At 52.4% G+C, this 25,593-nt stretch carries 23 protein-coding genes; 7 read left to right on the top strand and 16 right to left on the bottom strand.

From position 1 onward, the window contains the following. From ABNS66_RS02400 to ABNS66_RS02350, 11 genes are all read right to left on the bottom strand, one after another. Positions 1-1,035: UDP-glucose/GDP-mannose dehydrogenase family protein (locus ABNS66_RS02400; RefSeq protein ID WP_348655196.1), on the bottom strand; the 1,035-nt coding region annotated here is incomplete at its 3' end. Positions 1,036-1,062: 27 nt separating this feature from the next. Continuing rightward, the gene (locus ABNS66_RS02395) at positions 1,063-2,331 is read right to left on the bottom strand and encodes a hypothetical protein (RefSeq protein ID WP_286836407.1); all 1,269 of its coding nucleotides are present in this window, start codon (positions 2,329-2,331) and stop codon (positions 1,063-1,065) included. 30 nt (positions 2,332-2,361) lie between these two features. Then, positions 2,362-3,273, bottom strand: a complete 912-nt coding sequence (locus ABNS66_RS02390) for a glycosyltransferase (protein ID WP_286836409.1) — start codon at positions 3,271-3,273, stop codon at positions 2,362-2,364. Beyond that, complete coding sequence (gene rfbD, locus ABNS66_RS02385) at positions 3,266-4,147, bottom strand: dTDP-4-dehydrorhamnose reductase (RefSeq protein WP_286836411.1); 882 nt, start codon at positions 4,145-4,147, stop codon at positions 3,266-3,268. Before rfbD ends, ABNS66_RS02390 begins: the two co-directional genes overlap by 8 nt. Next, on the bottom strand, positions 4,144-4,701 hold the full coding sequence (gene rfbC / locus ABNS66_RS02380) for a dTDP-4-dehydrorhamnose 3,5-epimerase (RefSeq protein ID WP_286836413.1): 558 nt from the start codon (positions 4,699-4,701) through the stop codon (positions 4,144-4,146). The genes rfbD and rfbC overlap by 4 nt, the downstream gene beginning before the upstream one ends. After that, complete coding sequence (rfbA, locus tag ABNS66_RS02375) at positions 4,701-5,582, bottom strand: glucose-1-phosphate thymidylyltransferase RfbA (RefSeq protein WP_286836415.1); 882 nt, start codon at positions 5,580-5,582, stop codon at positions 4,701-4,703. The genes rfbC and rfbA overlap by 1 nt, the downstream gene beginning before the upstream one ends. A gap of 80 nt (positions 5,583-5,662) precedes the next feature. Next, positions 5,663-6,754, bottom strand: coding sequence for a dTDP-glucose 4,6-dehydratase (gene rfbB / locus ABNS66_RS02370; RefSeq protein WP_286836417.1), 1,092 nt, complete (start codon positions 6,752-6,754; stop codon positions 5,663-5,665). Beyond that, on the bottom strand, positions 6,738-7,556 hold the full coding sequence (locus ABNS66_RS02365) for a 2OG-Fe(II) oxygenase (RefSeq protein ID WP_286836419.1): 819 nt from the start codon (positions 7,554-7,556) through the stop codon (positions 6,738-6,740). Before ABNS66_RS02365 ends, rfbB begins: the two co-directional genes overlap by 17 nt. A gap of 1 nt (position 7,557) precedes the next feature. After that, the gene (locus ABNS66_RS02360; RefSeq protein WP_286836421.1) at positions 7,558-8,268 is read right to left on the bottom strand and encodes a glycosyltransferase family 2 protein; all 711 of its coding nucleotides are present in this window, start codon (positions 8,266-8,268) and stop codon (positions 7,558-7,560) included. Beyond that, positions 8,261-9,484: an O-antigen polymerase gene (locus ABNS66_RS02355; RefSeq protein WP_286836423.1), complete on the bottom strand. Its 1,224-nt coding sequence runs from the start codon at positions 9,482-9,484 to the stop codon at positions 8,261-8,263. The genes ABNS66_RS02360 and ABNS66_RS02355 overlap by 8 nt, the downstream gene beginning before the upstream one ends. Positions 9,485-9,542: 58 nt before the next feature. Beyond that, on the bottom strand, positions 9,543-10,925 hold the full coding sequence (locus ABNS66_RS02350) for an undecaprenyl-phosphate glucose phosphotransferase (protein WP_286836425.1): 1,383 nt from the start codon (positions 10,923-10,925) through the stop codon (positions 9,543-9,545). Positions 10,926-11,850: 925 nt separating this feature from the next. Here ABNS66_RS02350 and ABNS66_RS02345 point away from each other — a divergent pair. The 5 genes from ABNS66_RS02345 to ABNS66_RS02325 all read left to right on the top strand — a co-directional run bounded on the left by ABNS66_RS02345 (position 11,851) and on the right by ABNS66_RS02325 (position 17,853). Continuing rightward, positions 11,851-13,338: a capsule assembly Wzi family protein gene (locus tag ABNS66_RS02345; RefSeq protein ID WP_286836427.1), complete on the top strand. Its 1,488-nt coding sequence runs from the start codon at positions 11,851-11,853 to the stop codon at positions 13,336-13,338. Between the two features lie 89 nt (positions 13,339-13,427). Further along, complete coding sequence (locus ABNS66_RS02340) at positions 13,428-14,567, top strand: polysaccharide export protein (protein ID WP_286836429.1); 1,140 nt, start codon at positions 13,428-13,430, stop codon at positions 14,565-14,567. A 76-nt stretch (positions 14,568-14,643) separates the two neighbouring features. Continuing rightward, entirely contained in the window at positions 14,644-16,887 is a 2,244-nt protein-coding gene (locus tag ABNS66_RS02335; protein WP_286836430.1) for a polysaccharide biosynthesis tyrosine autokinase, read from the top strand. A gap of 440 nt (positions 16,888-17,327) precedes the next feature. After that, positions 17,328-17,600, top strand: a complete 273-nt coding sequence (locus ABNS66_RS02330; RefSeq protein ID WP_204997175.1) for a type II toxin-antitoxin system Phd/YefM family antitoxin — start codon at positions 17,328-17,330, stop codon at positions 17,598-17,600. Further along, positions 17,581-17,853 carry a Txe/YoeB family addiction module toxin gene (locus tag ABNS66_RS02325; protein WP_286836433.1) on the top strand — a complete coding sequence of 91 codons (273 nt, stop codon included), beginning with the start codon at positions 17,581-17,583 and terminating at the stop codon, positions 17,851-17,853. Before ABNS66_RS02330 ends, ABNS66_RS02325 begins: the two co-directional genes overlap by 20 nt. A 326-nt stretch (positions 17,854-18,179) precedes the next feature. Here ABNS66_RS02325 and ABNS66_RS02320 read toward each other — a convergent pair whose 3' ends face one another. From ABNS66_RS02320 to ABNS66_RS02305, 4 genes are all read right to left on the bottom strand, one after another. Continuing rightward, a complete protein-coding gene (locus ABNS66_RS02320; protein WP_286836502.1) occupies positions 18,180-18,566 on the bottom strand; it encodes a transposase in 387 nt (128 codons plus the stop codon). Between the two features lie 636 nt (positions 18,567-19,202). After that, on the bottom strand, positions 19,203-19,448 hold the full coding sequence (locus tag ABNS66_RS02315) for a YfhL family 4Fe-4S dicluster ferredoxin (RefSeq protein ID WP_027875204.1): 246 nt from the start codon (positions 19,446-19,448) through the stop codon (positions 19,203-19,205). A 10-nt stretch (positions 19,449-19,458) separates the two neighbouring features. Further along, the gene (coaD, locus tag ABNS66_RS02310; protein ID WP_027875205.1) at positions 19,459-19,941 is read right to left on the bottom strand and encodes a pantetheine-phosphate adenylyltransferase; all 483 of its coding nucleotides are present in this window, start codon (positions 19,939-19,941) and stop codon (positions 19,459-19,461) included. 67 nt (positions 19,942-20,008) lie between these two features. Continuing rightward, positions 20,009-20,299 carry a GIY-YIG nuclease family protein gene (locus tag ABNS66_RS02305; protein ID WP_286836436.1) on the bottom strand — a complete coding sequence of 97 codons (291 nt, stop codon included), beginning with the start codon at positions 20,297-20,299 and terminating at the stop codon, positions 20,009-20,011. Between the two features lie 248 nt (positions 20,300-20,547). On the opposite strand from ABNS66_RS02305, the gene ggt reads away from it, so the two are divergent. Further along, complete coding sequence (gene ggt / locus ABNS66_RS02300) at positions 20,548-22,287, top strand: gamma-glutamyltransferase (RefSeq protein ID WP_286836438.1); 1,740 nt, start codon at positions 20,548-20,550, stop codon at positions 22,285-22,287. A 153-nt stretch (positions 22,288-22,440) separates the two neighbouring features. On the opposite strand, the gene mutM is transcribed toward ggt, so the two are convergent. Further along, on the bottom strand, positions 22,441-23,256 hold the full coding sequence (gene mutM, locus ABNS66_RS02295; protein ID WP_286836440.1) for a bifunctional DNA-formamidopyrimidine glycosylase/DNA-(apurinic or apyrimidinic site) lyase: 816 nt from the start codon (positions 23,254-23,256) through the stop codon (positions 22,441-22,443). 316 nt (positions 23,257-23,572) lie between these two features. Here mutM and ABNS66_RS02290 point away from each other — a divergent pair, with 316 nt between their 5' ends. Then, positions 23,573-25,558, top strand: coding sequence for a hydantoinase/oxoprolinase family protein (locus ABNS66_RS02290; protein ID WP_286836442.1), 1,986 nt, complete (start codon positions 23,573-23,575; stop codon positions 25,556-25,558). The last annotated feature ends 35 nt before the right edge of the window (positions 25,559-25,593 follow it).

The raw sequence follows: 25,593 nt of genomic DNA, 5'->3' as shown, positions 1-25,593 counted from the left end.
TACCGCTTCCATTAACACACGGCTCGGCGCGTCGCGCATATCGTCTGTATTTGGCTTGAAAGAAAGCCCCCACAGGGCAATTTTCTTACCTTGTAAATCGCCATTGAAGTGCTGAGACAAGTTCTCAAACAATTTACATTTCTGCCGCTTGTTCACCGCCTCAACCGAACGCAGTAGCTCTGGCGTGTAACCCACCTTTTCAGCGGTGCGCACCAACGCCTGAACATCCTTAGGGAAGCACGACCCCCCATAGCCGCAGCCAGGATAAATGAAGGAATAGCCGATACGTGGGTCCGAACCAATACCCTGGCGAACCTTTTCCACATCGGCGCCCAGACGCTCGGCAAGGTTAGCGATCTCGTTCATAAAACTGATTTTGGTTGCCAACATGCAGTTGGCTGCGTACTTAGTCAGCTCCGCCGAACGCACATCCATCACAATCAACTTTTCATGATTGCGATTAAACGGCGCATACAACTCACGCATCTTCTCTTCGACAGCGGGGCTATCAGTGCCTACGATAATACGGTCCGGCTTTTGGCAATCGGCTACTGCTGCACCCTCTTTCAAGAACTCTGGGTTAGACACCACGTCAAAAGGAATAGCAACGCCACGCTCTGCCAGCACCGAGGCAACACACTCGCTCACCTTGTCTGCCGTACCGACAGGTACTGTAGACTTGTCGACAATAATGCGGTGCTCTTCCATATAGGTGGCGATAGTCTTAGCAACAGCCAATACATACTGGAGATCTGCCGAGCCATCTTCATCAGGTGGCGTACCCACCGCAATAAACTGAATGCGGCCATGCTTAACGCCCAGCTCCGCATCAGTCGTAAACTGCAAGCGCCCCGCCTCAACATTGGCCTGCACCAACGGCGTTAACCCTGGCTCATAAATAGGGATAATGCCTTTTTTGAGATTTTCCACCCGCTCGGCATTCACATCCACACATACAACGTTGTGGCCAACACCAGCCAAGACTGCGGCTTGCACCAAGCCAACGTAACCAATTCCGAAAACTGTTACTTTCATAACACGACCTTAAATAGCTAAACACATTCACCGGCGCGCGAACTGAAAAAATCTTAAGTTAACTGGATTAAACCCTAACAACTTATTAACTGAAAATACTGCTATAACATTACTGAGTGCCACGACAATCGCCCCCCCTAAAGCATTACCCAGAGCACCATACATTGCAGTTAAACCCCACAGAGAAAAGAATCCAACCCCACCTACCAAAAGCGTAATATTTCTAAGAGCGCGCTCATTACCTGACATTATTAAAAGATAACCAACAGCCCCTGTGGCTGCATTAAAAAACTGACCGACAGCTAGGATTTGAAGATAGATTGACCCACTAACAAACTCCTCCCCAAAAAAACCCATTAGGACTCTAGGGAACAGCAGCATACCCAATATGAGAGGAGATGAAAAAATCACGATAAAACCAAGCGCTTTATTAGATAAGGCCACCAAACCTTCTTTATCTCCATCTTCCCACAATCTAGAAAAACGAGGCCCTACAACCAAATTAACTGCGGTCAGCATAAAGCTTGTTAGCATCGCCAAACGATACGCAATGGAAAGCCGAGACAACTCTCCAACATCCAAGTAAACACCAGCCAAAAACTGTCCAGACCATATCTGCACCTGCGTCATAAACATCACTGGCCACAAGGGAATACAGCTATTAAAAATCCTAGGCCATGGAAACTCCCCTTCTCTCGAATTGAAACAGTGGCGCCAAACAATGACAAAGCCCAAAGCGAAAATAACTACGGATGAAAATGAATAGCACAAGGCCAACTCGGAGGCTGACGAAGCAACACCAGTTATAACAGCCAGAACAACCATGACGTTTATCATAATCATTAAGACCAATATCGATTCAGATGCCTTTCGCAACCCTTGCAAACAGAAAGCCGTTATTGTGTACAAAACTTGAAAAAAGACACCCGGTGAAACAGCTTTAAAAACTGCGGCCATATTCGGTTTTGAAAAAAACCTATCCGAAATAATTTCGGCCGAAAAAAATAGCAAAAGGCTAACCACACCCCCGCCAAAGGAGGCAACAAGCATTACTTTTTTATAATAAGACCAGGCCAATCCTCGATTAATGCCAGCTAACTTTACCGAAGCATCCTCAAGCCCTACGCCACCCGCAGCTACCAATATGGTCACAAGAGCAATCATCATAAAATAGTAGCCGGACTCATCAACCCCTAAAAACCTTGCCACAAAAAATGTAGCTAAAAAAGACGCTACCGCCCCCATAACCCTGACAAACAGCGCGATCCCAGCTGAAAGAAAAAAACTTTTCTGCACAAGTCTGTCTCCACTTCGGAAATAAAACATCTATTGCCAATAGCCCTTGTACATTGACATTTTTCTACACAAAGAGAGTGGAATTCCAGCATGCCCCCTACCAAGCTTATAACCTATATATTTCGCCAACGACGCAAGCGCAGAGGAAAAAACCATCCGAATCTCCCCTCTCTTTATCAAAAAAACGATTTGGCCGACCGCAAACCTTAAACCTTCACCTTCAGCACTCCCAAGCTCATCAAGCATCCAACTTTGATCAGAATGGAAAACACCTATATCGAAGTATCTTTTAAACTCTTCAATAGCCTTATAGTTATGTGAATGCCTAACAATCGCATCCGCCACATAGGCCACCGACTTCTCAGCCATAAGAGCCTTCGCAGAAAAATAGGAATCCTCACCCAAAATCAATCGCTCAGGGAAACCACCTAGAGCGTTCAAATCTGCAACTCTATATGCCGCAAACGAGTTAGACATAAAGGCCTTGCGAAATCCTTTTGGAAAATCATCGCTCAACGATGTTACATAACTCTCACAGCCATAACTATTTTCTCTGGCATAGATTGCCAAAGGATTCGCATCATAATGCGGAAGCTGTCGGCCATAAGCCGCACTAACACTCTGGTTATCAAAAACTTTTAATAGGTTTTCGAATGCACATTCGTTATCCAAGATCGCATCCTGCGTCATAAATATAACAATCTCGGTTTCCACATCCTTTAACGCGAGTGTTCTTGTACCACCGTGGTCAAAATCAGACTTATCAATAACTTTTATATTAAATCCAGCGTTTTTAGCCACCAGAACCGTGTCATCCGCTGAGCTAGAATCAATGACAAGAATTTTTGCTGGCTTTAAATTCTGCTGCAATATCGATTCAACAGATTGACGCCATATATCTCCACCGTTATACGTAGGGATAACAACTGTAACATCAGTCATTAGCAAGCCTTTCCAGACAAACACGAATTGCTTCACCACTCTTTAACGGCGAAGCTCCATAATCAGAGAGGAACCGTGCTTCATCCAGCACGGAGTAGGCCGGCCGCACGGCCGGAGTCGGATACTGCTCGGTGGTAATCGCCGCCAGCGACGGCATCTTGGGCAACAGCCCCTTAGCCACGGCCTGCTCGAAGATAATCGAAGCAAATTCATACCAACTTACGGCTTCGCCGCCACAGTAATGATAGACACCATACTTTGCCTGACCAGCCTCTGCCGCCTCACAGACCGACAAACAGGCCCGCGCAATATCACCTGCGTATGTCGGGCAGCCAACCTGGTCATCCACCACACTCAGAGCGTCACGCTCTTTACCCAAGCGCAGCATAGTTTTAACAAAATTATTACCGTATTCACTGAATACCCATGCCGTACGCAAAATCAGGTGCTTGCTACAGTGGTGCTGAATCTCCTGCTCACCCGCTAACTTGGTCTGGCCATAAACCCCCTGGGGATTCGTGGCGTCAGTTTCAACATAGGGTGTAGTTTTTCTGCCGTCGAATACATAGTCGGTGGATATATGAATCAGTAACGCATCAATATCATTCGCCGCGCGCGCCAAATTGGCGGCTCCCACGGTATTTATCTGCGCCGCCAACTCCGACTCAGCCTCTGCTTTGTCGACCGCCGTATACGCTGCCGCATTTATGATCACCTGCGGGCAGTGTTTACCCACTACAGAATTAACCGACTCGCTATTACTGATATCCAGAGCTAAACGGTCAAAGGCTGTCAATTCATGCCCGCTCGCGGCAAACACATCTTGCACGCAACGACCCAGCTGCCCGTTGGCACCAGTCAGCAACACCCTCATACACCCAACTCCTTACACAGTGCACTAAAACCAGGTGCTGCGGCGTCTTTGTCAGACAACTTAAAGGTTTCTCCACTGATTTCAGGCCAAGTTATTGCAAGGTCCGGGTCGTCCCAACGCAGCGACCCCTCGTCGGAGGGGTCATAATAATCGGTACACTTGTACTCAAAATCCGCTGTTTCACTAAGCACAACAAAACCGTGAGCGAAGCCCGGTGGCACCCAAAACTGGCGGTGATTGTCTTCCGACAGGATGACCCCCTCCCATAAGCCAAAGCTTGGCGAACCCTTGCGAATATCGACAGCCACATCAAAAACTTCGCCACTCACGACTCTTACTAACTTGCCCTGAGGCTTGTTTTTTTGAAAATGCAGGCCGCGCAACCCCCCCCCCCCCGAGCGGGAATGGTTGTCTTGCACAAAAGGCAGCTCTATGCCGGCCTCGTCGCGGTAACGCTCAGCCTGGAAGGTTTCTAAAAAAAAACCGCGGTGATCACCAAACACCTTTGGCTCAATAATCACGCAATCTTTAAGTTTAGTGGGAATAACTTTCATTATTTATAACCCTCAGCCACACGCTTCAGGTATTGACCGTAACCGGTTTTTTTGAGGGCATCAGCTTGCAGCAGCAACTCGCCTTGATTAATCCAGCCCTGGCGGTAAGCGATTTCTTCCAAACACGCCACCTTAAGGCCTTGACGATGCTCAACAGTCTGAACAAAGTGGCCTGCCTCAAGCAGCGAATCGTGGGTGCCGGTATCCAGCCAAGCAAAGCCTCGCCCCAACACCTGAACATTGAGTTTACCGGCTTCAAGATACGCCATGTTCACATCTGTAATTTCCAGCTCACCCCGAGGAGAGGGCTTAATGTTACGGGCTATCTCAACCACATCATTGTCATAAAAATAAAGACCCGTCACCGCATAGTTAGACTTCGGCTGGGCAGGCTTTTCTTCGATACTCAAGGCCCGACCCTGCTCATCGAAATCTACCACGCCGAAGCGCTCAGGGTCTGTCACATGATAGCCAAACACCGTTGCACCCTCTTCACGGGCAACCGAGGCCTTAAGCTTTTCACTGAAGTGCTGGCCGTAAAAAATATTGTCACCGAGCACCAGACTAACGTTATCGCTGCCGATAAAGTCTGCACCTATAGTGAACGCCTGAGCCAAGCCGTCGGGACTGGGCTGCTCTTCATAGCAAATATTGACACCAAACTGACTACCGTCTCCCAACAAGCGCTGGAAGCCCGGCAAATCGGTCGGCGTAGAAATCACCAAAATATCGCGAATACCCGACAGCATGAGCACCGACAAGGGATAGTAGATCATTGGCTTGTCATAAATGGGTAGCAGCTGTTTGGAACACCCCATGGTAATAGGGTGCAAACGGGTGCCGGAGCCGCCCGCGAGAATAATGCCTTTATAGGGTTTCATAAATGTCCTGTGGGGTCTTTACTACTTCGTCATCTTAGTGACGCTTTTAAACATATCAGGGCAGCCTTCAGATGAGGCTACTAGACAGCCTCGCCCAAGCGCGCCAACTGATAGTCGCCGGAAAGCACGCGCTGCCACCATGATTCGTTATCCAGATACCATTGCACGGTTTTGCGCAGGCCGGTGTCAAACGTTTCTTCCGGCACCCAGCCCAGTTCGCGCTCGATTTTACCGGCATCAATCGCATAACGGGCGTCGTGGCCGGGGCGGTCAGTGACAAACGTGATCAAACTGGCAAAGCCACCCTCGCGACCACTGGCAATGGAGTTGGGGTTATCAGGAGCCAACTCTTCCAGCAGGGCGCAGAGCGTGCGTACCACATCGATATTCTGCTTTTCGTTATGGCCGCCAATATTGTAGGTCTCGCCAACCTCGCCTTCGGTAACCACTTTAAACAGGGCACGGGCATGGTCTTCCACATACAACCAATCGCGAATCTGTTGGCCATTGCCATAAACCGGCAGCGGCTTACCCGCCAAGGCATTAAGAATCACATGTGGAATCAGTTTTTCCGGGAAGTGGTAGGGGCCGTAATTGTTCGAACAATTAGTAATCAGCACCGGCAAACCGTAGGTGCGATGCCAGGCACGAACCAAGTGGTCTGAACCCGCCTTACTCGCCGAATAGGGCGAACTGGGGGCATAAGGAGTGGTTTCTAAGAACAAGTCGTTGGTGCCCTCAAGGTCACCATAGACCTCGTCGGTAGAAATATGATGGAAGCGAAACGCAGCTTTGCGCGCCTCATCAAGACCACGCCAGTAATGAAGCGCGGCATCCAACAAGGTATAAGTACCCACAATATTTGTTTGAATAAAAGCACCGGGGCCAGTTATCGAGCGGTCGACATGGCTTTCCGCAGCCAGGTGCATCACCGCATCGGGCTGATGCTCGGCAAACAGGCGCGCCATGGCCACACCATCACAAATATCGGCATGCTCGAAAACATAACGCTCGCTGTGCAGCTCAGCCGGAATTGATTCCAAATTACCCGCATACGTCAGTGCATCAACATTCACCACAGAATGGCTGGTATTAGTGAGTATATGACGAACGACAGCACTGCCAATGAAGCCAGCCCCACCCGTTACAAGAATTTTACTTTTTATAGACATGAGGGTTTTCCACGATCCCTTTCTTAAACACTTTTCTAACTGCCGAGCGCGCGGCAATATCCGCCTTAAGCACTAAATCCCTTACTTTTTGCTCCGGCCGCCCCCTAAATGATGTGACATGAAATGAATCACTTTCTTTCATTGGAGATCGCGAAAAATAATAATTTGAAACACAACAACGTCTTTTATCTGCCGTAATCGGACTAACAGAATGCCAACTACTGTTGTGGGTAACCATGACAGCTAGCCTATTAAACAGGCTATCCACAACAGTGCGCGACGACAACACACCTGGGCCGTCTGGCCAAAGCTCAAGATTGCCACCGAACTCCGGATCCCAGTCTGGAGTAACATAGTACAGGAGATTGAAAGCCCTCCAATTCTCTCGGTCTTTATCATGAGAGTTATCTAAATGAGGATTCAGGTAATTGCCCTCCCCCATCAAAGAAATCCCACCCGCATATAAATATTCATCTGGAATTAAACCATCAACCCCAACAATATCTTCTACTATCGCGACAACTTCTGGCGCCTGAAACGCATATATAATCTCTTCAAGAATAGGCTCATAGCTATTCATCTGAGCGGCTATGTACTTATATTCCCTAAGACTTTTCTTCCGAACCATCAACTCAGGACTTGGAAATGCTTTGTATATATTCTCAGCCACATCCCCCGGAAGTAAATTATCGATATAAAAATACCCTATTCCGCCCACACTATTTTGATAACTTTTTTTAAGAGAAGGCAACTCCTCAGACAACCGCTTAGCTATCAACGCGGCAAAATTATCCCTATTCATTTCAGCCCTCCAATCTTATAGCCAGCAACTTCGCAACAAGTTTCACACGAGATAAAATCGCCCCCAGACTAGGGACAACAAATTTTCTAAGTCCTGTTTTGGTAACAACATTGCCGTGCCGCCTATACAAAACCAGCGACTCCTTAACGAAGGCCACCCTGAAGCGGAATATTTCAGCGACCAAACCAAGCCATACGTCATGCATTGGCGCGACGGCGACACCCGAACGAGCCTTTAAATAAACGCTCCTTCTGAACGCCATACAACATCCTATGTAGCCGTTCCTAAGTACATTTCGCCAAATCCCTACAGCCGAGCGACGAAAATCAATATAACTACTGGATATAGTCTGCATATTTTCATCAACGACTGCACAATCATGACAAATCAAGTCATAGCTCTGCAAAAGCTCGACACAACGCTCGACCTTCCCTTTTACCCAAAAATCATCTTGATCAGCCAAAAATATGTACTCACCCCGGCAGGCCTCAAGGCCTTTGGAAAAGCTTTTCGTCACCCCGAGATTTCTATCATTAAAAAATGTTTTCACTCTTTCGTCAGAAACTTCTTGCAAAATCCTTCTTGTACCATCGCGAGAAAAGTCATCCACGATGACCAACTCAGCATCATTCGGCAAATCCTCCAAAATAGACTCAAGTTGTTGCACCAAAAAACGCTCACCATTATAAGTAGCCATAACCACACTAATCATAATTATTCCTTTTTGGCACCAAACTTCTCGCCACCAAAACAGCCAAAATTACGCACCCCACCAACCTCAATGAACTCGAAACAGAAAGCCAAAAATCACCTAATCTGAAAAAATTATACGAAAAAACTAAAAACATCCCGGGAAGTAGCGGATAAAAATACTTATGCCCCGAAAATTGGCAAAGCGACCTAAAGGTGACTGTGATAAAAAAACCCAAAAAAAATACAATAATTGGCGCATAAGCCCCAAAATTCATATAGTTTGCCCCAAAAAAAGAGGGGGGCACACCCGCACCAAATCGAGGATAAAAAATCTTAGCAACATAATGCCCAAGAGAATCAAACTCTGCCGCAGAATCCAAACCAAAAGCAGACCTAAACCAATAAGGCAGGTAATCCAAACCAAGCCGGTAAGCATGCGATACTCCAAAACTATCAACAATGTTTACCGCAACTTCAGATATATAAAATTCAGGAGAATTAAAAATCTCTATAGATGAGCCACCACTATCACTATCATAGCTCTGCAGCCTTATGTACAAAAGAAAGACCGCCAAAACAGAGAAGCCAAGAGCACCAACAAATGCGACCCAAACACTCAGCCGACGCCCATTAACATAGTAATAGACAAAGGAAACCAGCATAAGCGCACTCAATATAACGCCTCGCCGCCCGAAATAACTGTATATTATAACCCCAGCAACAAAATGAATTATAATATAGCGTTTTTTATACCCCCCGATGATCATAAAGCACGTCGCGAAGAAATATAAAAAAATAAGCTCCCAAGCCAACTTCCCAGACCACCCAAGCTCCGGAATTGCCTCAACCAGACTTGCCAGATTATTCTTTATCGCCGCATGACCGCCCAACATGACAATCAACAATAAAACGGACCCAAGAGCCAGCGCACTGAATATATTTACAAGAAAGCTTATCTCCCGCTGGTAACCACTCAAATTTATCACGAGCCCAGGAGGCGATAACGAACGGAAATTTACCGCAAGAAACGCCCCGAGCGCATACGCTACTACCTGCCCAGAGTACACATAAAGGTTATGAAACTCCTTATCCGCAACAACCCCCCAAAATATCGGATAAACTATAAAATAGGGCCCAAGAGCGAGCACAAAAACCCAATAAACATCAAGGGCGTGCTTAAAAAAACGTAACCCAATGGCAAAATAAACCAACCAAACAAAACAAAATAGGAACATCCTCCCGACGACCTCACCCAATCACTGGCTACAAACACCACACTAAGAAACAACAGCCTTACGCGGCATTTTGATCACGAAAGACCCGACTGATTGTCATGAAAATTATCTTGACGTCCATCCAGACAGACCAATTATTTATATAATAAAGATCGCACTCAACGCGTTTTTGGAGATCCGTATCACCTCGCCAGCCATTGATCTGCGCCCAACCGGTAATTCCGGCCTTAACCATATGCTTTTGCATATAGCCGTCGATATCATGTTTGAATTCGTTAACAAACTGTGTTCGTTCCGGACGCGGCCCTACAATTGACATGTCGCCAAACAAAACATTTAGAAACTGCGGCAACTCATCCAAGCTGGTTTTGCGAATAAACTGGCCGAATTTATTCGTCGCTTTGCTACCAGCATTGCCCCATTGAACGCCGTTTTTTTCTGTATCCACTGGCATGGAGCGAAATTTGTACATCATGAATGGCTTGCCCGCACGACTAACCCGCTCTTGTCGGTAGAACACAGGCCCCGGTGACGACAGCTTCACACCTATGGCCAAGGCGATCATAATTGGGCTAATCAAAGTCAGAATGATGCCGGCCAAAACCCGGTCTTCCACGGCTTTAACGAAGCGGTTAATACCCGTCATTGGGGACACTTGCAGGTTAATAACGGGCATGTCGGCTATTTGTGCCACCGAGTTATTGATTAAGCGGAAACCCTCAATACCAGGAATAAGACGAACGTCTTGTGTAGCGAAACGCAGCTCCTCCAGAATTTGATTGATCTCCTTCTCTTTAGAGAGGGGCATAGCAATCCATATTTGGTCGACGGCGTCTTTATCGCTTTCCAAGTACTCATTAATTTCGTGAAAACCACCTAAGCGGCGTTCTCCGGCTATTTCGCCCTCGCCAAAATAGCCTTTTACGCTAAAGCCGGCCCATTCTGCTTTTTTTAGATTCTGGATCGTGCTGGTTGCGAGGCCGTTATCGCCCACCACGACCACGTGGGTCTTATTGCGGCCTTTTCGCCGGGCATTGTTGAGCAAAGCACGAATAGCGGCCCGTACTCCCAGCAGGCTGAACAAGCCAGCCATAAACCATGCCGAGAAAAATTCAATGCGGGCGGAGTCAGCGTTCTTAGTGAAATAGAGCAAGAAGGACAAGATGAGGAAATTGAAGGTCCACGCCTGGGCAGCATTAAGCAGCTCTTTACCCGTGCTCTCTCCACGCCATGCTCGGTACAAGCCGATGGCAGGGTACAGCCAAAGCGCGATTAACACGCTGATAGCCACACTCAAGCCTAAGAAATTACTTAAGCTCAGGCTTTGATACACCAAGCCATGGCAAAAATAGGCAGAAAGAGGGATAACACAGATATCACCTACACGGTGAAGTAGCGCCAGCCTTATCTTAGATTCTGAAATAAATGGCTTGTCATGCATGACTTTGCTCCTCCTTGACGGTACCAAGGGCTTTTCAGTAGTTTTACATCAACTGCTTGCAGGCTCTGCACAACAGGGACGTTTACCCACGCTCGCTAGATTGTCCGTAATGCGAGGACGACCGAATACCCTGTGCTGTCGCGAGACACAAAACGTTTATCTCTCACACCATATGTGTTTAAAAGACACTCGCAGCAATCGCGATTTTCTTACAAGGCAGCCTTATTTAGGGGGCGCTATTTTGCGCCACATCAGTGCAAAAGCCAACCGCAAATCCCTAACAAGATGACATAGTGACAAGATCGGCGCAGCACAGAGCTGCTAAGCTTGCCAACCCACCCTGCGCCTGGCATCGAATTGTAATGCAGGTTTTACGCCAATGTTGACTTAACACCCAGCTTGCCGAGCTCGTCTTGTTCCGGCGCGTAGTGTGACAGCGAATTGCTACGGTTTGGTTAATTTGGGTGAGGTGTTGAGAAGTTCTTGGGGGTATAGGGCGGCATCATTGGAGGCGCGCTGGCAAAGGTCGCGGTCAGGCCCGCTACCCAAGACATTCCCTATGGTCATGGGGCACGCTGTCCTACAACGTCACGGGCGCGCAGCCCTACGGAAGCGGCACTGGGTTTGTGCGCCGAGTTGTTGGGCGGGCTGTTTTGGTGCGGGCGTGAATGCGCTGTGGGTTGGGCGATGTGAAGTGTGGTCGCGGTCAGGCCCGCTCCTACACAAGCAAGAGTCCTGGGGCCCGGGTGGCTATGGGGTGATATTGGCAATGTCGTGACATTGTCACAGTTCGTTGGCATGATCCTTGTCCTTCTTGTTACGTCACGCGTATGATTGCGGCGCATTCGCCTGTTTGGAATATTGGCGTTGTAAACAGCGGCGCGGGGTGTTCGCGTAATTACTAAAAAGGATGGAATTCCAAGGCATGTTGATTGGCCAGCGGTGTAAAGCGTTTTCTTTGTCTGCCTGTTTATTGGCCGCTAGTGCTGTGGCGTCTTCTATTGCCAGCGCAAAGCCTTGGATTGGGCCAAACGAGCTGGATTTGCGCCACCATATTGAGCTGCTATCCAGCACCGGCATTATTACCGCGCCAACCACTCAATGGCCACTGATGTGGGGCAGTATTTTACCTGACCTGAAACGCGCCCAGGCCCGCAATATTAGTGCACTGGAACGCCAAGCACTCGACGCTTTGCTGGCTCGCTTTGAACAGGAGCGCAAACCCTTTAGCGCCAGTATCGAGCTTGCTCACAGCGAGCAGGAACGTCGATTTTTAACCGGCTTCGGCGACAGCAACAATGCTCCCGAATACGGCGCGGTTTCCGCTGAATTTATGAGCAGCAGTTGGGCAGGCAAGTTGCGCCTCAGCTATGACATTCCCGATGCGCCGCGCGAACACCGCCGTTTAGATGGCAGCTATCTTGCACGGGCCTTTGGCAATTGGGGCGTAACGCTGGGCGCCATTGACCGCTGGTGGGGCGCCGGCTGGCAGAGCAGTTTATTGCTTTCCAACAATGCGCGGCCGGTTCCAGGCATTAGCCTGCAACGTAACCGCGCCCATGAATTTGAAACGCCGCTGTTGAGCTGGCTTGGCCCTTGGCAACTGCAGGCCTTTGCCGGTCAGCTGGAAGGGAAACGCGCAGTACCCGGCGCAAAATTGTTAGGAATGCGTGTAGCGGTTAAGCCCGCACAGTGGTTGGAAATTGCTGCCAGCCGCACCGCCCAGTGGGGTGGCGATGGCCGCGATGAGAACTTTTCCAGTTTTAAGGATCTTATGCTGGGTAATGACAACCGCGGGGACGGCGGACTTACTCAGGAAAATGAGCCGGGCAATCAGCTGGCCGGTTTCGATGTGAAAATGCTGTGGGCGACGCCTTGGGGCAATCAAGGCGCTTACATCCAGCATATTGGCGAAGATGAAAGCGGCTACCAACCCTCTCGCTTAACCCATGTAGTGGGCCTGAATGGCTTGTTTGCGATTGAAAAGCACCGCCTGCACTGGTTTTTAGAGCGCACCCAAACCACAGCGGGCGCGCTGATCGGCGATGAGCGCAGTAACTACGTGTATGAACATGCCATTTACAAGAATGGCTATCGCTACAAGGGCCGCGCCATTGGTGCCAGCATCGACAATGACAGCGAGCTGGACACCCTCGGCTTGGACTGGATGCTGCCGGACGGTAGCCGTTGGTCATTGCGTTACTCGGACGTTGCCTTAAATATTGATGGCGGCGTTCGCGGCGCTGCTGGCCGCAGCCAGGGTGAAGGCAATACCTTGGAAATTAGTTACAGCCAGCAATTTGGCGGCTTGAACGCCGAAGTGGGCTACATCAAGGTGGATGATAGCCTGCAACTGTATAACTACGACCACGGCATAGAAAGCGCCTTCATCGAGGCGCGCTATCGCTGGTAATAGCGACGATACGACTCGTAGAGAAAATAAAACATTATTTATGGACTAGCTGGCACCACGTGGCCAGCGGTGTAAGCAAGGGTTAGGGAATGAAAGTGAAAAATTTGCTTGCCAGCGCATTAGTGCTGAGCTGCGCAGCATGCACGGTAGTACCGGGCAGTAATATGAGCCGCATGAATTCCGTGTGGTTTAACGATACCCCAGAGGATTACACCCCCGCCGAAACCGAGATTCGCTACATTCCCATTAATGCGACCCTGCTCGCCAATATGAACACCCCCGCCGCTCACCAAGCAGCACTGAGCAGTGACTTGGAACAGCAGCTTAGTGACTACCAATACCGTGTTGGTCCCGGCGATGTACTGACCATTACGGTGTGGGAACACCCCGAACTAACAATTCCCGCGGGTTCCTTCCGCACGGCCGCCGAGGGCGGTAACGAGGTGAAAGCCGACGGCACGGTGTTCTACCCCTATGCCGGCGAGCTACAAGTGAATGGCCTGACAACGGCCGAAATTAAGGCGCAGTTAGAGCAAAAGCTGGCCTCGGTAATTAAGCGCCCGCAAGTCGATGTGCGCGTGGCCGATTTCAGAAGCCAGCGTGTGTACGTGAGTGGCGCAGTTCGTCAGCCCGGCGTTGTGCCAGTAACCAAAATTCCGCTCACGCTGATCGACGCCATTGAGCAGTTGGGCGGCCTCGCCAACAATGCCTCGTGGGGCGACATTCAACTAACGCGCAATGGTGAAACTCAGAGCATCTCGCTGCGCTCGCTCTATGAAACCGGCGCCTGGAGTGAAAACCTGCTGCTGCAACACGGCGACCTGATTCACGTGCCACGCAATGACGCCGACAAAGTCTTTGTACTCGGCGAAGTTAACCGGCCACAGGGCATTCTTATGTCCCGCACAGGCACCAGCCTGGCCGAGGCACTGGCCAGCGCCAATGGCATTAATGAAAACCGCGCCGACGGCCGCGGCATATACGTGCTGCGCAACACCGGGGTAAGCCGCGACGAGGACGGCATGCCCGTTTATAACGCCACCATCTACCACCTAAACGCAGCCTCTGCCGTTGGCTTTATGTTGGCGGATAAGTTCACGCTGTCGCCGCGCGATATTGTGTATGTGTCACCTGCGCCGATCACCCGCTGGAACCGCTTCTTGAGTCAGTTGCTGCCGAGCGTTTCGGCTGTGGGTGTTATCGACGACTTGGGCGATAACAACGACTGACACTCGATAAATTTAGTATTAAAAAGCAACGTATAAACACTCTCAGCATGATGCTGAGCTCGCTGGAAGTTATTACATGAGTACACAATCACCCACTGCGCAGCCCCAGCCTTCGAGTACTGAAGATGAAATAGACCTGCTGGCTTTGATCGGCACCCTTTGGGACAACAAAAACCTTATCGTCGCCATTACATCAGTATTTACGATTTTGGGTGTAGCCTACGCGCTTCTCGCGACACCGATATACCAAGCCACCGCAATTATACAGGTAGAAGAAAAGCAGCCCGGCCTGCCCGGCATGAGCGACATTACGGAAATGCTCGGCAGTGAGTCTGAAGCGGTTACAGAAATCGAGCTTATTAAGAGCCGAAGTGTTGTTGGCTCTACCGTAGACAAACTGCACCTAGCGATCGAAGCCGAACCTGTATACGCACCAATATTGGGCAGCGCCATTGCAAGGAAGTTTAAAGGTGCGGACGGTGAGCTAGCCACCCCTATTTCAGGGCTGGATCAATATGCCTGGGGAGGCGAGAAGCTAGCAATTACTGAGTTAAATGTACCAGACGCGCTCTATGGCGAAGAGCTGGAGTTGATCGCTAAAGAAAGTGGCCGCTACCAATTATTTGGGCCAAAGGGAACCCCGATACTGGAAGGTAAAACCGGTGAAAAGCGTGTTGAATCCGGTTTCAGCATTTACGTGCAATCATTGAACGCCAGGCCAGGAACTCGCTTCAGCGTAATTAAGCACCGCCGCCTTAGCGCTATTATCGAGCTGCAAGAGGAGCTAGGCGCTTCGGAGCGCGGTAAAGACTCCGGCATCATTGCCCTGGCTTTTGAACATAAGTCGCCGGAGTTTGCCGAGGATATACTTAACACTATTTCGCAGTTCTATGTTCGCCAAAACGTAGAGCGCCAATCTGCAGAGGCATCGAAGAGTTTAGAGTTTCTCCGTAAGCAATTGCCTATTATCAAAAAAGACCTGGAGAAAGCAGAGGCCGAGTTTAATAGCTATCAGGTCAAAGCAGGGTCGGTAAATATTAGTGCAGAAGCTGAGGCGTTGCTTGAACAAGTTGTAGAAATTGAGACCAGCATCTCTGAACTTCAATTAAAGCAAGCAGAGCTGGACAGGCTGTATACCCGCGACCACCCGAACTACCAAGCCTGGCGCGACCAAATGGCGGAGCTGCAATCGCGCAAAAACCAGATGGACAAGCGTATAAAGGGCTTGCCTGGCACACAGCAGGAATTGCTAGGGCTGAAACGCGACCTAGAAGTAGGGACCGAAATCTATACACAGCTGCTGAACAGCATCCAAGAATTGGACATTATTCGCGCGGGAACTGTCGGGAACGTAAGAGTAGTTGATGACGCCGCGGTCGATGTTGAGGAGCCCGTTAAGCCCAAAAAAGCACTGATTGTAGTGATTGCCACGCTGTTGGGCGGCTTCCTTTCGGTAGCCTTGGTGTTGGTGCGCTCGGCACTGAATCGCGGTGTTGAAAACCCCGATGATATCGAGGCTATTGGCCTGCCGGTATATACCAGCATTCCGCTTTCCGATGAGCAGCGTAAGCTCGATGGTGTGGGCAGACGTCGCCAAGCCATTCGCAAGAAACACAAAAACCAGCACCCACACGACTTGCTGGCCCACAAAAACCCGACGGATATCGCCATTGAAAGCCTGCGCAACCTGCGCACCAGCCTGCACTTTGCCATGCTGGAAGCTGAAAACAATGTGATGATGATCTCCGGCCCCAGCCCCAATGTGGGTAAGTCGTTTGTTTCCGGTAACCTTGCGGCGGTAGTTGCTCAGGCCGGTCAGCGCGTACTACTGATCGATATGGACCTTCGCAAAGGCTATATGCACAAGATGTTTGGCATGCAGCCAGATAACGGGGTGAGCGACGTATTGGGCAAGCGCATTAGCGTTCAAGAAGCGATAAAACCGACACGCGTTGGCGAGCTGTTTGTCATGCCTCGTGGGGTGATTCCTCCCAACCCGTCGGAATTATTGATGAGCCAGCAACTGACTGACCTGCTCAATGAAGTAAAAGAACAGTTTGACCTTGTTATTGTCGATACCCCGCCAATTATGGCCGTTACCGATGCGGCCATTGTGGGCCGCCAGTGTGGCGTGACCATGATCGTTGCCCGCTTTGGCCTGAACCCGATTAAAGAGCTGGAAGTGACTAAACAGCGCTTCGAACAAAACGGTATTACTGTGAAGGGCGTTGTCCTTAACGCCGTAGAGCGCCGTGCGTCGGGTTATGGCTACGGCTACGGGTATGGTTACTACCACTACGAATACAAGTCGGATAAGTAGTACAGGCGCGGCGCGGCCTGCGTATTGTAGGCCGTAGCCGCGATTCATCACCAAGCAGGAGCGGGCCTGACCGCGACCAAATCCATCCGTGCCGTTCGCTCCAGTCGCCCTCAGGCGGGCTGGCCACAGCACTCGCTCTGCTCGCGGGCCACGCTGTCCTAAAAAGCCACCGCTTTGTTCATGCAGGACTACGCAGGTGCGTAGGAGCGGGCCTGACCGCGACCAAATCCACCCGTGCCATTCGTTCCGGTCGCCCTCGGGTGGGCTGGCCACAGCACTCGCTCTGCTCGCGGGCCACGCTGTCCTACAAAAACCACCGTTTTATTCATGCAGGGCTACGCAGGTGCGTAGGAGCGGGCCTGACCGCGACCAAAATCTTTGGCCTTATTAGGGTTTATGGTATAAAGTTGTACGGCATTTCCGTACATGAGGGCGCCCGTATGGACACCATTAGCGTAAACAAGTTTAGAGACAACCTGAAAAGTGTTGTAGAAGAAGTAGTTAGCCGGCATGAGCCCCTCAAGGTTACGAGAAGGGCTGGCGAGGCATTTGTGGTCATTAGTGCCGACGACTGGGAGCGAGAGCAAGAAACTCTTTACGTGCTCCAGAACAAAGGCCTGATGCAGCAAATTGCCGACTCCCTTGACACCCATACCCGCAGCCAAGGCTACAAACCGACTGACGAGCAAATGAATGAGATCACTGGTATTTGAGGGTAATACCTGGGAAACCTATGAGGCCGTGCGCGAAAAAGATAAGCGCTTGCACAAAGCCTTATGTAAATTGCTCAGAGAAATGCTCCGATCCAACGACCCCTCTTCCGGCTTGGGAAAACCTGAGCCACTGAAACATAACCTTTCCGGCCTTTGGTCAAAACGGATTTCACAGAAAGACCGGTTGATATATCGGTTCGACGATAAATCCATTTATATCTTCGCCATTGGTGGGCACTACGACCAGCCATAACCTGCAGCACGGCGCGCCCCATGACCGCTGGGAGTGTCGTGGGTAGTGGACCTGAGCGCGATCGATCGATTCCTACTGTTCGTTCTGGTCGCCCTCAGGCGGGCTGGCCACAGCACTCGCTCTGCTCGCGGGCCACGCTGTCCTACAATGAACCTGCCTTGGCCGTTCGTGTAGGAGCGGGCCTGACCGCGACCAAACCCCATCCGTGCCGTTCGCTCCAGTCGCCCTCAGGCGGGCTCCTACAAGGGCCACGCTGTCCTACAAAAACCACCGTTTTATTCATGCAGGGCTACGCAGTCAGGTGTGTAGACCGCGCCCCCCCTGAACTATAAATACACTGCATCCCACAGTGCATAGTGACCAAGATCGTCAACCAATCCTGCGCGAAGTGGGTTGGCAATGATATATCGCGCCGCTGCGCGCAGGTCTTCGTCGCAGCGCAAGGCGTGATCATAGAAACCGGGTTGCCAGACTTTTGCTGAGGGGCGATTTAGAGTGTGATTTATCTGTTTGGCAGATTCGGTTTTAACTCGCTGAACGACTTCTGAAAGGCTTCGATCTTTTAGCTCAAAAAGCCAGTGAAAGTGGTCAGGCATTACAACATGGGCCACTGTATCTGCGTAGGGTGAAGAACAGATTGATCGTGAAACGCAACGACCTAGCTGGAGGTTGTGGAAGAGACTTTGTCGCTGCCACGTCACCGTTGTGACCATGTAGGTTTGGCCCATTATTGAGCGCCGCCCCGTTCGTAGCGCATAACCACGCGATATTTTTTTCGGCATGAGCACGTCCTTGTGTCAGGCATTTTTTATAAATTAGCAGTTTTGGTGAAAACCTGCCTTTAGGGCCGCTATGAAACCATTGTAATTCGCAGTTTTATTGGGCCTGACCGAGATTGATTCCACACGCTACCGTTCGTTCCGGTCGCCCTCAGGCGGGCTCCTACAAGGGACACGATGCCCTACACCAAAATGTACGCCAACCGCAGGAGCGGGCCTGACCGAGATTGATTCCACACACTACCGTTCGTTCCGGTCGCCCTCAGGCGGCCTCCTACAAGGGACACGATGCCCTACACCAAAATGTACGCCAACCGCAGGAGCGGGCCTGACCGCGATTGATTCCACGCTCTACCGTTCGTTCCGGTCGCCCTCAGGCGGGCTCCTACAATGGTCACACTGCCCTACACCAAAATGTACGCCAACCGTAGGAGCGGGCCTGACCGCGATTGATTCCACGCTCTACCGTTCGTTCCGGTCGCCCTCAGGCGGGCTCCTACAATGGTCACACTGCCCTACACCAAAATGTACGCCAACCGTAGGAGCGGGCCTGACCGCGACCAGTTCCGCTCAATCGGTCAATTTATGGTATTTGGCGAGGAGTTGTTCTTCGGTTTCGATGTGGTTGGGATCGAGGGGGATGCAGTCTACGGGACAGACTTGCTGGCATTGGGGTTCGTCGAAGTGGCCGACGCATTCGGTGCAGCGGGCGGGATCGATTTCGTAGATTTCCTCGCCCATATAGATCGCTTCGTTAGGGCACTCTGGCTCGCATACGTCGCAGTTGATGCATTCGTCGGTGATCAGCAGTGCCATGCTATTGCCGTTACTTGCGTGAGAAGCGGGCATTGAGTGCCACCATGACGTTGTCGGGCACGAAACGTGAAACGTCGCCGCCCATGCTGGCAATTTCGCGCAGCAGTGAGGAGGAGACGTAAGAGAGGGACTCACCAGGGGTCAGGAATACGGTTTCCAAATCCGGTGCCAGCGCGCGGTTCATATTGGCTAACTGCAGTTCGTACTCGTAGTCAGCCACGGTGCGTACGCCGCGCAAAATACTGTGGCAGTTTTGCTCTTGCGCCAGTTCCACGGTCAGTCCGGTGAAGCTGCACACTTCGATATTAGGCAAGTGGGAAAGCGCTTCGGCACACAGTTCCATGCGCTCTTGCAAGGCGAACATCGGCTGCTTTTTCTCGCTGTTCGCGACGGCGAGCACAACGGTGTCGAACAATTTGCTGGCGCGCTCTACCAGATCGATATGACCGCGGGTGATCGGGTCGAAAGTACCTGGGTATACGATGCGTTTCATAAGTCACCGGATTGCAATTAAGGCGGCAGATGGTATCGAATTCACCGAATACGAACAAGCGCGGCGCTCAGGCTTCTTCTCCGGTCTGGTAGAGATCGTCCCACTTGGGGTTAATACTGTCGATTAAGGCGGTTTTGCGGCGGTGGGAGTATTCCTTGATTTGTTTCTCTCGCATATAGGCCTGCTCGAGGTCTTCAAAAAGCTCAAAATACACGAGCTCGAATACCTCTTTGCGAATCTCACCCAAGGCCTGGCGATAGTCATGGAGGTGTTGTCGTAAATTGGCGGCTACACCACTGTGCAGGCTGCCACTTTCTCGGTTCGCTAAAATATACACAGCGGGGAGCTGTTCTAACATCGTAATCCCTTCCCTAGGTCGCTATCGTTTGCGTCTTATTGTTATGGTTGTACCGATCTCGTTTCCTTCCCTGGATACCGACACCAATTCGTGGCGCGCGATAACGGTTCGGTATCGCAAGTGAAACTGATCATAAACAAAGCTCGCGCGCTATGTCACCCCTTGACAAAATTGTGAGGCCACCACTGGGTTTGCGCTACACTGGCCCACGGCGAGCATTTCCCACCGCTGCACTGGAGGATAATTTGTTGAAAGCGCACAAAACCTTGCTGACATTGCTTTGGTTATGCCTGGGCACGTTCGCCCACGCCAGCGACCCCCTTATTGTTCCGGAAGCGGCGAGCGGCTTCGGCCAAGTTAAGTCGGCGCGATACCAAACCGCAATGGCGGTTACCGCGAACCCTCATGCCAGTGACGCTGCGAAATGGGTGCTGCAAAAAGGTGGCTCCGCGGTCGACGCGGCCATTGCGGCGCAATTGGTGCTCGGTTTGGTTGAACCGCAGTCGTCTGGCATTGGCGGCGGTGCCTTTATGCTTCATTGGCAGGCACAGCGCGGGGTGCTGGAGAGTTGGGACGGCCGGGAAACCGCGCCAGCCACCGCTAACGACACGTATTTTTTACAGGCCGATGGCACGCCCATGCGTTTTTTCGACGCCGTGATTGGCGGCCGCTCGGTGGGCGTACCCGGCGTATTGGCAATGCTGGAATCGGCCCATCGCGCTCATGGCAAACTGCCTTGGGCGACACTGTTTGAGCCAGCAATTCGCCTCGCTGAGCAGGGTTTTGCGGTATCAGAACGCCTGCATATTTTGCTTGAGCGCATGCCGAAGGTGGCTGTAAACCCCTATATTCAACGCTACTTTTTTACGCGCGCAGACGGCGGTTGGCAGCCTAAGCCTGTGGGGCATGTACTGAAGAACCCCGCTTACGCTGCGACACTAGGTCGCATACAAAAACACGGCAGCGAGGATTTTTATCGCGGCAAGCTCGCCCAGGCCATTGTCGATGCCGTTCGCAATGACCCAAATAGTGCCGGTGAGCTCACCCTGCAAGACATGGCGAATTACCGTGCGATCAAGCGCGACGCACTGTGCGCGTCCTTCCGGGAGTACTCGGTATGTGGCGCACCGCCGCCGTCGTCAGGGGCAACCACGGTACTGGCCATTCTGGGAATGCTAGACGCATACGAACAACGCATGGGCTTGCGCGCCGATTGGCAGCACGGTTTTATTGAGGCCTCGCGCTTGGCCTTCGCCGACCGCAACCACTACGTGGGCGACCCAGACTTTGTCGAGGTGCCCAGCCAAGCAATGGTAGACAGCGACTACCTGCGCCAGCGCGCAACGCTGATCGATAACGCCGCCGTCCTCGCAGACGTGAAGCCCGGCAACCCGGCAGCAGCCCCCAAACGCCGCTCGGCCTCGTCGCCTGAACTCCCCTCCACTACCCATTTCAGCATTGTTGACCGCTGGGGAAATGTGGTGAGTATGACCAGCAGCATTGAAACTGCCTTCGGCTCCCGCGTGATGGTAGGGGGTTTTCTACTGAACAATCAGCTCACGGACTTTTCATTCTCGCCGCTGAGCAATAACGGGGCGCTGGTTGCCAACCGTGTTGCCGCTGGCAAACGGCCACGCTCGTCTATGGCTCCCACCATTGTGTTTAAAAATCAGCAACCCGTGTTAGCGCTGGGTAGTCCCGGTGGAGCTCGCATTATCGACTATGTTGCGGCCAGCCTGTACCGCATTCTTGCGCTCAATATGCCCGTGGGCGAGGCCATCGCCGAAGGCCATATCATTGCCATGGGGCGTGGCGTGGAGATGGAAAGCGGCAAAGCCGACCCCGCCACGGTGGCAAGGATGCGCGGCAGAGGCCACCCCGTGACACTGCGCGACCAAACCAGCGGTCTGCATGTAATTCACATCACCGAGCAGGGCTTACTGGGCGGTGCCGACCCCCGGCGCGAGGGCAGTATTGCCGGGTTTTAAGTCGTCATTATGGCTCGCGCGATAAACCAGCCGAGGGTTTTGTAGGAGCGGGCCTGACCGCGATTAATCCAACCCTTACCGTTCGTTCTGGTCGCCCTCAGGCGGGCTGGCCACAGCACTCGCTCCACTCGCGGGCCACGCTGTCCTACGGTGCTAGCGCTGGCAACGCGAGCAAAAAACGGTACTGCGCTGGGCCTGGCGAATTTCTTTTAGCACCCCCGCGCAGTTTGGGCAGGGTAAGCCCGCGCGGCCGTACACTAGCAGTTCTTGTTTAAAGTAGCCGGGGCGGCCATCCCCGCCCACAAAGTCTTTCAAGGTGGTGCCACCTTGGGCAATGGCTTTTTCCAACACTTGTTTTACGCACATGACCAGGCGCTGGTAACGCGCTTTGCTGATGCTGCCCGCCTCGCGGTCCGGGCGTATACCCGCCATGAACAGCGCTTCATTGGCGTAGATGTTACCCACGCCGACAACCACCCTGCCATCCATCAACAGGGTTTTCACCGGAACCTTACGCCCCTTTGCTCGGTTGAATAGATAATCGGCATTAAAATCCTCGGAAAGCGGCTCGGGGCCCAGGTGCGAGAGTAAGTGGTGTTCTGAAGCTTCGCCGTCGAGCCATAACACCGCGCCAAAGCGGCGGGGATCGGTGTAGCGAAGCAGCTGGCCACTGTCGAGGGCGAAATCCACGTGATCGTGCTTGGCTGCGGGCGTTCCGGCTGGCACAAAATACAAACGCCCAGACATACCCAAATGCACCATGAGACTGCCCTGATCCAGTTCGATCAGCACGTACTTCGCCCGTCGAGTCACGCTGTGAACCGTTTGGTTGCGTAGTAATTCGTTGAGCTTGTCGGGCACCGGCCAGCGCAACTGCGGTTGACGCACCGTTGCCTGAGTGAACACTCGCCCTTGTAAGTGGGGGCGAATGCCCCGGCATACCGTTTCGACCTCTGGAAGTTCTGGCACAGCCCTACCTCGTATTTGCGTGGGCCAATTCTACCGAAAATATTGCCGATGATCTTTTGAGGTTTAGTGCTACAAATCTTCGCGACTAACAGCGTGCTTTACGCAGTGTAGGAGCGGGCCTGACCGCGATTAATCCAACCCCTACCGTTCGTTCTGGTCGCCCTCAGGCGGGCTCCTACAAAAACACCGCTTTGTTCCAGCACACCACATGGTCCGTGCCTCATACCTTGTAGGAAGGTGCCTGACCTGCGCTATCCAATAATGACTTATAGCGCTGAAGCCGCGACAATATCGCTTTTTGGATACGCGTATTCCTATGTCATCACTGTGTTTATTGGGCGTCGATACGGGCGGCACATTTACTGACTTTGTTGCAGTGGATGGCAACGGCATACTCTTGCACAAATGTTTGTCGACACCGGACCAACCCGAGCGCGCGATCTTGCAGGGTATTCGCGCACTGGGCCTGGACGACCGTATCCAAGATGGGTCGTTAACTGTGGTTCACGGCTCCACGGTGGCCACCAATGCCGCACTGGAAGGCAAGGGCGTGCGCACGGCGTATATAACCAATCGCGGCTTTGCCGATGTACTCAGCATTGGCCGACAAACCCGCCGCGAGTTGTATAACTTATGCCCGCCCCCGGTCGCGCCGCCGGTTCCCACCGAGCTGTGTTTGGAGGTGGACTGCCGGGTGGATGCCCAGGGGAAAGCGTTAAAGGCCTTGTCCGCATCGGAGCTGGAGACATTGCGCGAACAACTCGCCGAGCTACAGCCCGAAGCGGTCGCGATTAATTTGCTGTTTTCCTTCCTGAACGACGCCGACGAAAAAGCCATTGCTGCCGCCCTGCCCGACCACCTGTTTTGTTCCCGCTCCAGCGAGGTACTGCCGGAATATAAGGAATATGAGCGCGGCATGGCCACCTGGCTCAATGCCTGGTTGGGGCCAAAGGTACAGGGCTATTTACAGCGTTTGCAGGCAGCCATGCCGCACACACCACTGGCGATCATGCAATCGTCCGGTGGCACCTTAGATGCCACTAACGCGGCAAAACGCGCGGTAAATTTATTACTTTCCGGGCCTGCCGGGGGCTTGGCGGCAGCCCGCCAACTCGGCCGGATACTGAACCGACATGCGCTGATTACGTTCGATATGGGCGGCACATCCAGCGATGTCGCGCTGATTGATGGCGATATTGCCCTGACCACCGAGGGCCATATCGGCCCTTACCCCGTCGCGGTACCGATGGTGGACATGCACACCATCGGCGCTGGTGGCGGCTCTATTGCCCACTTGGATGAAGGCGGCCTGCTACGCGTTGGCCCGGAATCGGCGGGTGCCTCTCCCGGCCCCGCCTGCTACGGCAAGGGCGGGCTACGCGCTACAGTAACCGATGCCAATGTGGTGCTCGGCCGCCTACCCGATGACGCCCGCCTGGGCGGAAACATGCCGCTGCAGCGTGACGCGGCTATTGCCGCCGTCGCGGCACTAGCCGGTGAACTTGGCTTGTCGGTGGAAGACACCGCCGCCGGCATTATTGATATTGCTAACGAGCACATGGTGCGCGCCTTGCGGGTCATTTCCCTGCAGCGCGGCTACGACCCCGCTGAGTTTAGTTTGTGCTGCTTTGGCGGCGCCGGCGGTTTGCATGTTTGCGCGCTGGCCGAGGCACTGGGCACCAACGAGGTCATTATTCCCAACTATGGCGGCGTATTTTCCGCTTTGGGAATGCTGCTGGCCCCGCGAGAGCGACAACTTTCCCGAACGCTTAATCAGGCCCTGGCCACGCTTTCCAGCGATGCATTAGCGCAAGCCTTTGCCGACCTTCGCGATGAAGGCCAGAAGGCCCTCACCGACGAAGGGGTAGCAAGCGACGCCATACAGGCACAAGCCAGTTTGGACCTGTGTTATCAGGGGCAGTCCTACACCCTGAACCTGCCCTTTGACGGCAGTATTGAAGACTGCGAAGAGGCCTTTCACCGTGCCCACGCCAAGCGCTACGGCCACCGATTAGGGCTGCCGGTGCAATTGGTGAACCTGCGTCTTGCCCTGCGCGCGCCCGCCGCATTACAGGCGTTGCCGCCACACGAAGGGCAGGCGCAGCGCGAACCCAGCCACCAGCACGTTGCCTTTATCGACCAGCCTGTGCCCCGCTACCAACGCGAACAGTTGCAGCCCGGCGACGTACTGGCCGGCCCCGCACTTATTTGCGAGGCGGTGGCCACAACCTGGCTGGCCGAGGGCTGGCAAGCCCAGCTCGACCCGCAAGGTCACTTGCTGCTCAACCGCATCGCGCCATGACATCTGCGTTGGCTCACGCTACAGTGAAAGCCGTC

Source organism: uncultured Spongiibacter sp., from assembly GCF_964011655.1.
GTDB classification, from domain to species: domain Bacteria; phylum Pseudomonadota; class Gammaproteobacteria; order Pseudomonadales; family Spongiibacteraceae; genus Spongiibacter; species Spongiibacter marinus.
Note: the sequence above shows the minus strand (reverse complement) of the source record. Positions and strands in the feature narration are given on the sequence as shown.